The 11326-nt window shown below is 47.3% G+C and carries 16 protein-coding genes; 14 read left to right on the top strand and 2 right to left on the bottom strand.

The window, feature by feature from the left end:
* Positions 1-488 precede the first annotated feature (488 nt).
* Both JK211_RS16125 and JK211_RS16120 read left to right on the top strand, forming a co-directional pair.
* On the top strand, positions 489-1163 hold the full coding sequence (locus tag JK211_RS16125; protein WP_212709640.1) for an outer membrane protein: 675 nt from the start codon (positions 489-491) through the stop codon (positions 1161-1163).
* A 290-nt stretch (positions 1164-1453) separates the two neighbouring features.
* Positions 1454-2047: a Slp family lipoprotein gene (locus tag JK211_RS16120; protein ID WP_212709639.1), complete on the top strand. Its 594-nt coding sequence runs from the start codon at positions 1454-1456 to the stop codon at positions 2045-2047.
* 274 nt (positions 2048-2321) lie between these two features.
* Here the strand turns inward: JK211_RS16120 and JK211_RS16115 are convergent, their stop codons facing one another.
* Entirely contained in the window at positions 2322-2981 is a 660-nt protein-coding gene (locus JK211_RS16115; protein ID WP_212709638.1) for a LexA family transcriptional regulator, read from the bottom strand.
* A 108-nt stretch (positions 2982-3089) separates the two neighbouring features.
* Between JK211_RS16115 and JK211_RS16110 the strand changes: the two genes are divergently transcribed.
* The 5 genes from JK211_RS16110 to JK211_RS16090 all read left to right on the top strand — a co-directional run bounded on the left by JK211_RS16110 (position 3090) and on the right by JK211_RS16090 (position 6058).
* Positions 3090-3302 carry a helix-turn-helix transcriptional regulator gene (locus JK211_RS16110; protein ID WP_212709637.1) on the top strand — a complete coding sequence of 71 codons (213 nt, stop codon included), beginning with the start codon at positions 3090-3092 and terminating at the stop codon, positions 3300-3302.
* Positions 3303-3405: 103 nt separating this feature from the next.
* Entirely contained in the window at positions 3406-3702 is a 297-nt protein-coding gene (locus JK211_RS16105; RefSeq protein ID WP_212709636.1) for a CII family transcriptional regulator, read from the top strand.
* 24 nt (positions 3703-3726) lie between these two features.
* Positions 3727-4545, top strand: coding sequence for a DNA-binding protein (locus tag JK211_RS16100; RefSeq protein ID WP_212709635.1), 819 nt, complete (start codon positions 3727-3729; stop codon positions 4543-4545).
* The gene (locus JK211_RS16095) at positions 4545-5360 is read left to right on the top strand and encodes a replication protein (RefSeq protein WP_212709634.1); all 816 of its coding nucleotides are present in this window, start codon (positions 4545-4547) and stop codon (positions 5358-5360) included. Before JK211_RS16100 ends, JK211_RS16095 begins: the two co-directional genes overlap by 1 nt.
* Complete coding sequence (locus tag JK211_RS16090; protein ID WP_212709633.1) at positions 5357-6058, top strand: replication protein P; 702 nt, start codon at positions 5357-5359, stop codon at positions 6056-6058. Before JK211_RS16095 ends, JK211_RS16090 begins: the two co-directional genes overlap by 4 nt.
* Before the next feature lie 53 nt (positions 6059-6111).
* Here the strand turns inward: JK211_RS16090 and JK211_RS16085 are convergent, their stop codons facing one another.
* Complete coding sequence (locus JK211_RS16085) at positions 6112-6702, bottom strand: sugar O-acetyltransferase (protein ID WP_249213191.1); 591 nt, start codon at positions 6700-6702, stop codon at positions 6112-6114.
* A 167-nt stretch (positions 6703-6869) separates the two neighbouring features.
* Between JK211_RS16085 and rdgC the strand changes: the two genes are divergently transcribed.
* From rdgC to JK211_RS16050, 7 genes are all read left to right on the top strand, one after another.
* Complete coding sequence (gene rdgC / locus JK211_RS16080) at positions 6870-7781, top strand: recombination-associated protein RdgC (protein ID WP_212709632.1); 912 nt, start codon at positions 6870-6872, stop codon at positions 7779-7781.
* 115 nt (positions 7782-7896) lie between these two features.
* Positions 7897-8070 carry a hypothetical protein gene (locus JK211_RS16075; RefSeq protein ID WP_212709631.1) on the top strand — a complete coding sequence of 58 codons (174 nt, stop codon included), beginning with the start codon at positions 7897-7899 and terminating at the stop codon, positions 8068-8070.
* A gap of 97 nt (positions 8071-8167) precedes the next feature.
* Positions 8168-8617: a DUF1367 family protein gene (locus JK211_RS16070; RefSeq protein WP_212709630.1), complete on the top strand. Its 450-nt coding sequence runs from the start codon at positions 8168-8170 to the stop codon at positions 8615-8617.
* Positions 8618-8626: 9 nt separating this feature from the next.
* Positions 8627-9166, top strand: a complete 540-nt coding sequence (locus JK211_RS16065; RefSeq protein WP_212709629.1) for a phage N-6-adenine-methyltransferase — start codon at positions 8627-8629, stop codon at positions 9164-9166.
* A gap of 243 nt (positions 9167-9409) precedes the next feature.
* Positions 9410-9571, top strand: a complete 162-nt coding sequence (locus JK211_RS16060) for a hypothetical protein (RefSeq protein WP_212709628.1) — start codon at positions 9410-9412, stop codon at positions 9569-9571.
* Positions 9522-10100 (top strand): recombination protein NinG, encoded by a 579-nt coding sequence (locus tag JK211_RS16055; protein WP_371734651.1) that lies wholly within the window; start codon positions 9522-9524, stop codon positions 10098-10100. The genes JK211_RS16060 and JK211_RS16055 overlap by 50 nt, the downstream gene beginning before the upstream one ends.
* A gap of 96 nt (positions 10101-10196) precedes the next feature.
* On the top strand, positions 10197-10820 hold the full coding sequence (locus JK211_RS16050) for an antitermination protein (protein ID WP_212709627.1): 624 nt from the start codon (positions 10197-10199) through the stop codon (positions 10818-10820).
* Positions 10821-11326: the final 506 nt, after the last annotated feature.

Genomic DNA, 11326 nt, shown 5'->3' with positions numbered 1-11326 from the left:
GGAAACCGTCAGCCCGTTTCCCGGCAGAAAACAGGGTCTGGCAAAAGTGTAGCGGTATTAGGCGCAGCTATTTAGTGATTTTCCGGCTGTACAGGTCAGTTATCATATGCAGGTCATATTCCATGACCAGACCTGACAGGGCCCGGTGGAGGTACAGGTTGTCGTGACTGTGGCCTTATGTTGCCGTGCCTGACGCCCTCGGCGGTGCACTTCACCTGACCGGCGAAAATCGTGGTAAAGCGTGGATTCACTTGCCAAATGAACACCTTTATCCGCCAGCCACGGCACGATTTGTAACTACGCCAGTTATACAGGGTAGCTTCGGATCTTCCTTCCATCTGCTTAATAACTGCCACTGAGGGGGATCTTTTTGCACTAGGTCAAAAAAGTTCAAATTTTTTTAGATTTCACCTCAGGATTTCGGCAGATTTTTTATTTATGGTATAAAATTAATTTACTGAACTGACAAACTGAATGGAAATTATCTCATGAAAAAGATCATCACAGCATCAGCAGTAGCCATCTTATCTATGTCTGCTGGATATGCTTCAGCTGCAGAAACCTCTGGGATTTATTTAAGTGGTAAAATTGGTGATTCTATCATCCGAAATCATGATATTAATTATGATTTTGCTGGCAACCATTCAAAATCTGCTGATAAGACTCGAGGTGTTTTTGGTGGTGGTGTTGCGGTAGGTTATGATTTTTATTCACAGTACCAATTTCCTATGAGGGTTGAAATTGAATCAATGTTCAGAGGAAAAAGTAAATCAGTTGGACAAGCTGATGATGGTAGTGTTAGTACCCGTAATAAAGTACGCTTAGATACTTATATGCTTAATGGTTACTATGATTTCCATAATCAATCTGACTTTACACCATACATTACAGCTGGCCTGGGTGTTGCTGATGTTAAGCTAAATAATGAATTATCTTCAGCTGATACAAACGGAAGCATGTCTGGTTCAAAAACAAACTTCGCATGGGATGTAGGTGTAGGTGTTAAATATTCACTGACCGAAAATATTGCTATTGACGCGAGCTATAAATATATTGATGGCGGTAAGGCTGACGTATCTCGTTCGTATGACGGAGAGTCCTATAGGTCTAAAATTAAAGCATCATCTAATGACCTGATGATTAGTGCATCGTATACATTCTAATTTTCCTTAAGGAGTAGGTGTTCTTATGGGGATTATGAAATATTCCATATTATAGTATATCTCTTGTATGGTTATGATTTATATAGTGAATTGGCATCCACCCTTCGCCCGCATGAGGATGAGCAGTAATGTCTGATTTGTGGGCGTTTTTTATTAGGTATAATAGTTTTTAGTGATGCATTTAAATAACAATAAAACAACCAAATTCCTTTGTGCTGATATATGATTATGAGCAATTGTCGATGTATTGATTTATTTAGTGTTGATAATCATCAATGAATGGGGTCGTCATGAAAATTAAATTAGTAGCTATTGCGATAGCAGCAGTTATGTTGTCAGGTTGTGTATCTATCCCTCAATCAATCAAAGGAACTAACAGCGCAGTAAAAAATGAAACATATTCAACCATGTATGGAGACTTTCCCTTTTATAAAGGAAGGGAAGTAAGAATCGGTGGGCGAGTCACAAATGTCATAAATAATAACAAAGAAACTCTCTTTGAAATTGTCACTCTACCTCTAAATGATAGTGCTCGCCCTGAGATAAACCGGAATTACCAAGGCCGAGTGATGGTGAAAGCGAACGAATTCATAGATCCTATTTCTTTGAGGGGGCACTTTGTTACAGTGGTTGGTACTGTAAATAGCATAGTTGAAGGTAGGGTTGGTAATTTTGATTATAATTTCATTCGCTTAGATCTTATTGGTTATCAAATTTGGAAGGTGAGAGATGACATAATGCCAATAGGTGTTATGGATTATGGTTTTGGACCGTACTGGCAAAATCAGTGGGGGGCAGCCTATAATACTTACATGCCGGGATGGGGTTGGGGCTGGTATCCTGATGAAACATCCTACCAAATACAAAAACAAGTTATACGCTAGTATAATAGCATCATGATAAAAAGGGATTTTTATCACTAAAGATAAAGGGCATTATTTAATAAGTGGGTCTGGATTTGTTTTTTTAACGTTTTATTGCTTCCGGTCATAACGCCCACTAATTAAATCAATATATAATAATGGTGAAGTTAATATAAGGCACCTATTAAAAAACCCGCCACTTTAAGTAGACGGGTGCTCAATGGACATTGACATTCAATCTTCTATGGTGGTGATATCTTTATCTTCTTGGTTACCCGTAAAAGTACTCTTAGTATTACTTAAATCTCATCTTTGCTTCTACTGCGACGCCGATGATTTTGCAGTTTCCATTAATAGGGACCATAGGCCATGCCGGATTTAGACCTTTCAGGTACTTCTGACCACCGTCGATAATCAGCTTTTTAAATGTGGCTTCATTGGAATCGACCAGCTTTGCAATCACCAGACTACCGTTGATGGCATCTTTGCCAGTATCAAACAGCACATACATACCCTCAGGGACGCTCATTCCGGTTGGTGCAGTCATCGAGTCACCTTCGACCTGTAACCAGAACGCCTCGCCCTGAATATGCGCATCAGACTCTAGCCATTCGTTCACATCATTGATGGTATAGGCTTCTATAGCCTCGGCCCAGCAACCGGCCTGTACAGAGCTCAGAACAGGGTATTCCTTCCCTGGTTTATATGGCTCAAAGTCACTTACATTTTGATTGCCAGAAGCAGCGGAGACTGTCCCATCTCGGTTCACGGTAAACTCTTTGAACCCTAGGAAATCCATCACCTTTGCTATTTCATCAATGCTCGGCTCTCTTTTTGCGGTAAGCCAGTGACTAATCGCACCTTTAGTTAACCCAAGGTGTTCTGCTAATTTTTCCTGACTCACCCCAAGTTCCTTCATTCGGATCTTGGCTAATTCATACCATTTCATATTCATCCCTAAATAATACAATCCGTATAAATATAATCGATACACAAAATGTATATTTCACTTGTTTGGTTGGGATACGGAATGTATACTTTCTCATATTAAAAGGAGGACATCATGAACAACCTACGAACTATCCGTAAGCGGCTGGGCATGACTCAAGGAGAACTCGCTTCTGCCATTGGATTAAAGACTGCCGGTGCTATCTGTCATTACGAGCATGGCCGACGAGAGTTAAGCATTTCAATGAGCAGAAAGATTCTCCAGGTTTTAAACACTAAAGGTGCATCAGTATCTTTGGATGATTTGTTACCACCAACTGCCGCTTAGTACCACCCGCTCTTTAACAGTCAGCCACCCTCGGAATACCAGGGACCAACTCAAGTGACAGCCTTTGCTGATCACTCAACTAAACACATAAGGATATTAAGCAATGGATAACGCAAGTAACAGCAAGCTCTCTCAGAGAGCCATAGACCGAGCAGAGACTGACTTGCTCATCAACCTTGCCACATTAACGCAGCGCAAGCTGGCGGCTCTCGTAGGGTGTCACGAATCGAAGATAAGCAGAACGGACTGGAGATTTATTGCTTCGGTGCTTTGTGCTTTCGGAATGGCATCAGACGTAAGTCCGATCAGCAGGGCGTTTCAGGAAGTATTTAAAGCTCTCACCAATAAAAAATCCCCGGTAGCCGCCGAGGATTCTTCACAGATAACAATTGATTTTTAACTGGATCAATTTACAGGGGTAATTATGTCTTCACTTTATCAGCTTTACAAGCACAAAGAGAAAAACGGTACCGGCACGTCAGTTAACAAAACCTACGTGGTACCGCTGTCTGAACTATACGTCGAGCCGGGCTTTAACGTCCGTGAAATCGATCAGGAGCATGTTGCCGAATTCCGGGATGCGTTCATTGCCGGTGAATACCTGCCACCGCTGGCCGTTCAGGTCACAGAGAAGGGTATCAAGATTCTGGATGGTCACCACCGCTATTACGGGGCGCTGGCCGCTACGGAAGCAGGGCACCCGATCCTGCGCATTGAGTGTAAGGACTTCGTCGGGTCTGATGCTGACCGTATCGCGTTTATGGTCACCTCATCCCAGGGTAAGCCTCTGACACCGATTGAGCGTGGCTCTGCGTATCTGCGGATGATTAACCAGGGATGGGAACCGGCAGAGATTGCCAGAAAGGTTAAACGGTCAGTATCGGACGTTAACCTGCATCTGGATCTGGTCCGTTGTGGCACTGAGCTGCTCGACATGGTTCGTTCTGGCGAGGTCGCGGCAACAACTGCGGTGGCGTTATCCCGTGAGCACGGTCCGCATGCGATATCTGTTGCAGTCGGGCAACTGGATAAGGCTAAGGCCGCGGGGAAGAAGAAAATAACCCGTGCTGACGCTATGCCGCTGTTCAGTGCATCGAAAGCCAGGCGAGTGCTGGAGCTTCTGGTCGATGCATCAGAGGGAACTGCAGGGCCTGAATTTATTCATGTCCCGCTTGGTGTGAAAGACGAAATCTTTCGCATCCTGGAAGATTACAGAGCCGGTATCCGGCAAGGGGAGGTTTAATGAACCTCGCATATGAAAACGTTTCACCAATCAGGCCCGATCTCCGGGCCGTGGAGCGCCGTGTGGTCGATACCGATAATGGTTATACCAAAATCGCTAACGAGCTACTGGAGGCTATCGCAAGCGCCGATTTAACAGCGCGTCAGTTGAAGGTCATGATGGCTTACATCCGTAAAACGTATGGCTTCAACAAGAAAACAGATCGCATTGCTGACGAGCAGATATCTCAGGTTACCGGGATATCGAGACAGAACGTCAACAAAGCAAAAAAAGAACTGCTTTCAATGAATTGCCTGTTAATGGAAGGGAATCAAATCGGGGTTAACAAGGAGGTTTCGGCGTGGCAATTCAGCAAGTGTCTCCAAGTTAGTAACTTTGTCTCTAAGCCAGAGACAAAAAGTGTCTCTAAGTTGGAGACTTTACCTGTCTCTAATCCAGAGACACACAAAAGACATTATCCAAAAGAAAAGAAAGAAAGTAATAAACCCCCTAAATCCCCCAAGGGGGAATCGTCGAAATTTGACCCCCTGAGTATTCCCGTTCCTGACTTCCTGAACAGCCAGTCCTGGAGCGAATGGGTTGAATACCGTCGTCAGTCTGGTAAGCCAATCAAAACTCAGGTCACTGTGACCAAGGCCTTCAAGTTGCTACGCGAATGCTACGACGAAGGGCATAACCCGGCATCGGTGATTGATTCCAGTATCGCCAACGGTTACCAGGGACTATTCAAACCGAAGGGCAGACCAGCCCCACCAGTTAACCAGCAGCCTGAGCCACACTGGAACAGCGCTGAATCATGGGAGGATTTTATATGAGCCGATTACTCCAGGCAGTCGCTAGTCGTGACGCCAGTTCGTTATCTCAGATCGCCGGTAACTACCCTGACAAGCCATCCCAAAACGTGGTTAACAGCGAGGCTGAGAGCCTGGTCGATGCGCTGTTCCGGCAGTTCAGGCAGGTATTCCCGGCGGCGGCCGCAACGAATTTGCGCACTCCGGCAGACGAATCAGCCGCAAAAAAACAGTGGATTGCTGCTTTCGCTGAAAACGGGATCACTTCCCGGGAACAGCTGACGGCTGGCATGAAATGGGCGAGGGCGAAAGATACTCCGTTTATGCCGTCACCGGGTCAGTTCATCGAGCAGTGTAAGGCCGGAGCCTGCCATGCCGCCGGACTGCCGGATGCTGACGAGCTGTACCGGCGGGTGATGAAATACTGCGGAGAACGCGGATTCTACGAGTGTCCTGAGAACTATCCCTGGGAGAACAACGCGGATTACTGGATGATCACCACCCTGTACAGCCAGATGCAGGCCGGCAACCTGACGGAATCAGAACTGCGGCAGCGGTGCGGGAAGCAGCTAAAGTCCATGACTGACCGGATAACCTCCGGTGAAGAAATTCCCGAGCCGCGCAAGCAGATACCCCAGCTGCACATACCGTCAACTACCCAAACAGCAAAATCACACATCGCCAATATCCGGCAGATGATGAAACAGTCCCGGCACAACTAACCCGAAGGAATACTCAGTGTATTCTGTTCAATTGGGCTGCAGCTCACCAAATGTCAAAAAAACTCACGGTCAGCATCATCCTGGCTGATAGCTCTCAACACTCGACATGGATTCCCGACAGCTAGCATGTTTGGCGGTATATCTTTGGTAACAATGCTCCCGGCTCCAATGACACAGTTGTCTCCGATGGTTACACCCGGAGTGATGGTCACTCCACCTCCGATCCAGACATTATTACCTATGCTCACAGGCTTACCGTATTCAAGTCCCTGATTGCGACGCTTTGCATCAAGAGGGTGCCCGGCCGTATAAATACTCACGTTTGGTGCGATGAAAACATTGTCTCCGATTGTCACTTCAGAAGTATCAAGGATTATCAGGTTATGGTTTGAGTAAAAGTAATTACCAATCGAGATATTTTTCCCATAATCACAGACAAATGGGGGCTCAATCGTGGGATGGTCGCCACAGCCTTTGAGTAATTGCTGAATCATGGAGGTCCGTAATTTTTGGCTGCCTGGCCTGGTAGCATTGTAGTCGTAACAAATAGATTTCGCTTTTTCTCTTAATTCAAGAATCCGTGGATCATGGTTAGCATCGAACAACGTTCCATCAGGTACCTGCGTTATGTGATTAATTTTCAATTTGCTTACCTCTCCAGTGTTAATTATGAGCATGGTAGACCATGTGGCTAAGCTAAAAAATATCCTTAAATCTCATATGCGTTAGAAGTCAGTGCTCTAAGGCGCCGAAATACCCAAACTAACTACCCCAACATACTTCATCCACAACCAACCCGAAGGACTACCCGATGGAATTTTTTAAGAATGCGGCAATTTACCGTATGACCCGTGACGTCATTATCCTGGACGAGCTGGAAGAATTACTGGAGCACTGCCGGTTCACGCCGTGCGGATCGCAGGACATGGCAAGAGCTGGCTGGGTACCGCCAATGGGCGAAGCATTCAGCGACCAACTGGCCCATATCTCCGGTGGCCACATCCTGCTTACCATTCAGCGCGAAGAGAAAATCCTCCCGGCACCGGTTATCAAGCAGGCACTGGAAGCGAAGATCGCAAAGCTGGAAGCTGAGCAGCAGCGCAAGCTGAAAAAGACCGAGAAAGACAGCCTGAAGGACGAAGTCCTTCACTCGCTCTTACCCCGGGCATTCAGTCGCTATACGCAGGAACGTATCTGGATTAACACGCAGGGCAAGCTGATTGTGGTTGATGCCTCCAGCGCGAAACGAGCTGAAGATTGCCTGGCGCTGCTGCGTAAATCACTCGGCTCACTGCCTGTCGTGCCCCTGACTATGGAAACTCCAGTTGAGCTGACGATGACTGAGTGGGTGCGGGACGGCAATACACCGGCAGGAATGTCGCTACTGGACGAAGCCGAACTGGAAGCGGTGCTGGAAGAAGGCGGAACCGTCCGCTGTAAAAAACAGGCCCTGGTCAGCGATGAGGTATCAACCCATATCGAAGCCGGGAAGCGCGTTACCAGCGTAGGCATTGACTGGCAGGAGCGTATTCAGTTTACGCTCACTGACAGCCTACAACTGAAGCGTATCAAGCCAGCCACTGAACTACTGGAGCAGAACAACGATATCGACCGGGAAGACGTCGCGGCACGGTTTGACGCCGATTTCTGTCTGATGGCCGGTGAAGTATCGGTGCTTATTGATGTATTAGTCATGGCTCTAAGTGATGGAAATGAGCTTTAGAAGCTAAAATATCACTCTGTCGGTATAAAATAAGATATATCTCATGACATATAGCCCAATACAGACTACTTTTATACGGCAGTCGCTATTCTGCGACTCATAACGTGGCGGATACATGCAGATATTTGATACTGAACACGCGATTGGCTTTAAAATTGAGCAAGATGGAGAATTGATATTTTTGATTAATAAAAATGGTCACATCGCAATGGATAAAGAGCAGTTACTGGCTTTACTTGCGATGACAAGATCATGGGCTGAAGAAGGGCAGCCGTTAAGGAAAATATAATTGCATGATGACGCACTATCAGGGCCGCTTATTTGCGGCCCTTTTCATTGTTATAAATTGAACGTACTTGTATTAAATTCATTATCGAGAAGTGAAAATGCAATTCGACCTGGTGAAACACTCAGGCGGCGTATTCTCTCCAGCAAACGACATTGACCTCGAACGACTCCAGCGCTTCAAAACCGGTGAAATCTACACCGCCGAAATCAAACTGACCCGTAACCCAGCTTTTCACCGCAAGGTAATGGCCTTCTTTGGCTTTTGCTTCGATCACTGGTGCGCCAATCGTGCCGGCCTGGAGCATATGGACGAACACAGCCAGTTTGACCGGTTCCGTAAAGATCTGACGATACTGGCTGGTTTCTATGTCCAGACAATCCGGTTAAACGGTGACGTCCGGACAGAAGCGAAAAGTCTGGCGTTCGCCAGCATGGACCAGGAGAAATTCGAGAGGGTGTACAGCGCACTGATTAACGCCGCCATCAAACACATATTCTCGGGAACCAAAGACCTGAACATTTTAAACAGGCTGTATGCCTTTTTCTGAGGAAGTCTTATGACAGACAAATCCAACACGCCGACAGAGCACAAGGATACCTGGCAAACTCCGCCGGAGATTTTCCGCGCTCTCAATGCTGAATTTCAGTTCCAGCTTGATGCAGCCGCCAGCCCGCATAATGCGCTTTGCCGCAAGTTCATCACCGCCGAACAGGACACGCTCCGGACAGACTGGGGTGATTATGTCGATAGCGGTTACGCCTGGCTGAACCCGCCGTACAGTGCGCCGCTACCGTTTGTCGAAAAGGCTGCGAAGGAGAAAGAACTTAACCATGTTGGCTGCGTGATGCTGTTGCCGGCCGATACATCGGTGGGCTGGTTCAAAGAAGCAGTCAGAACTGCGAGTGAAATCCGGCTGATCACTGGCGGCCGCCTGGCGTTCATTTCGTCACAAACCGGAAAGCCGGTCGGAGGTAATAACAAAGGCTCACTCCTGATTATCTGGCACCCGTGGCCGACAGGTTCGTGTCAGTTCAAAACAGTGGACCGTGACCAGCTAATGGAATTTGGCAAACGGCTTATGGTGAGGTCAGCATGACACCATACCGACAAAAGATACTCGACCTATTCGAGGACGGCCGCTGGTTAACCAACGGTGAAATAGTCGCAGCAACAGGGTTTCACGCCAGCAAAGTAAACCAGGACCTCCGGTGGTTGATTGATAACGACAAAATTCAGTTCAAAACCGATCCTGCACGGGCGTGGGCCAATGTTTACCGGAAAAGCACAATGCCATCTGTTGGCCGTGTAAAACTGCTGGATAGTTACCTCAGGGGGTGTCATGCAAACTGACTGCACTGCCTGCGGATTCCCGGCCACTGATAACCAGCTCTGTGATACCTGTGGTGAGCTTTACAGCGCAAAGAGCCCTAACTTTTACGACCTGGGAGGTGATGATGGTCAGGCAGAAGAAGCCGAAACCAAAAACTTGCCGCCACTGTAAATCGAAATACTTCCCCCGCACCACCACCCAGATAGTCTGCTCACCATCCTGCGCAATCCAATATAGCAAGCACCAATCAGCTAAACAGGCTGAGCGGCAGGCTATTGCCGATCGGAAAGCGCACCGGGAACGTAAAGCAGACCTGAAGCCATTAAGCCACTGGATGAACATGACCCAGCGGGCATTTAACGACTTCATCAGGGCGCGGGACGGGGAGGTTTGCATCAGTTGCGGCAGTCGGTCGGCAGTCAGTTATCACGCCGGGCACTACCGGACTACGGCCAAGGCAAGTCAGCTTCGGTTCAACGAGGACAACTGTAATAGCCAATGCTCAGCCTGTAATACCCACCACTCCGGAAATATCGGTCCGTACCGTCTCAATCTGATAGCCAAAATCGGCACTGAGCGGGTCGAGGCGCTCGAAAACAACAACGAGCCACACCGATACGCCAGGGAAGAACTGGAATTGCTCAGGGTGCGTTACAGGAAGAAAACCAGAGAGCTGATTAAACAGCGGGAGGATTCATGATCTGGCTAACCAAACTCCTCAACTATTTCACCCCGATAGTTCCGGATGTAAAACCCGCTCACTGGCAATCATGGGATGCCACACCCCGGAGGAAGAATGAATCTCGAAAATACAATTAAGTTTCACAGCCCGAAATCCCCGCAATTCACTGATTCCCCACGAGCAACTGCATCAGAGGCATTAACCGGTACTGACGTTATGGGAGCGTTCGGGATGGTGCAGAGTCGCTCTCAACTCGGATTCACAGCTTTCAGCGGCAAAATGGATCTGAGTGAGAACGACAAACGAAAGGCAATTCAGTTACTGACACAGCATGGATTAAAGCACTGCGACAAGGTGGCAGCCTTACGCAAACTTGAAACAAAGGTTAAGGGAAAAGTGGTGCAAACACTCGCAACTTTCGCCTTTGCGTCATGGTCCCGTTCAGCGGCAACACCCGGAGCCAGGTGTAAAGACTGTCATGGTACTGGCCGAGCATGTGATCGGGAGAAAACTGAAGCAAGTGGGGTGTTCACGGAAAAGGAATGCAGTCGGTGTTCTGGGGTAGGTTATTCTCGTCTGGCGGGGAAGGTAGTGTATCGGGGTGTGGCGACCGCTTTATCTGCTGACCAATGGAAGCGTGGCGTCAGTCAGTTTTATGAATCGCTAATCGCTGAGTTGGATAAATCAGAGGGGCACGCTAACAGCATGTTGAGGCTGGTAACGATCTCTTTTGAGTAATTTCACGCAACCCAAACGATTGCAGTTGACGAATTACACTTTTTTGGGTAGATTTGACACCAATGATGGGGTTTTTATATTTCGCATCTAATTGAATTCGAAGGGCTCGCAAATTGCGGGCCTTTTTTAGTTTCTAGACTTTCAATTATGAGCAGACAAACTACTCTTAAATAGTGTCAGGGATTCAGAGGGACGTAGGGTCTTCTCTGAAGCTTGGCTTCTCCATTTAAGTCCCGCTTTCCCCGCGATCAAATCGCGGGGTTTTTTGTATATCGGGAAGGGGAATAATTACGTGTTCGCAAGCAAAGTTTCTAACTTGAACTAAATCGCTGAACGGACAGTGCGAAATTGTTGTATCCGTAAATTTTATCCAGGCTCTGCTACGGCAGGGCCTTTTTTATACTCAGATTTCACCCTCTGCCAATCGATGACCCGTTAAAAATCCTCTCTGACTGTAGCGTTAACGGCACAGGGTGAATCCCTACACACAGCACCGAGCTTTTCTC

This window comes from Tatumella sp. JGM130, from assembly GCF_018257525.1.
GTDB classification, from domain to species: domain Bacteria; phylum Pseudomonadota; class Gammaproteobacteria; order Enterobacterales; family Enterobacteriaceae; genus Tatumella; species Tatumella punctata.
Note: the sequence above shows the minus strand (reverse complement) of the source record. Positions and strands in the feature narration are given on the sequence as shown.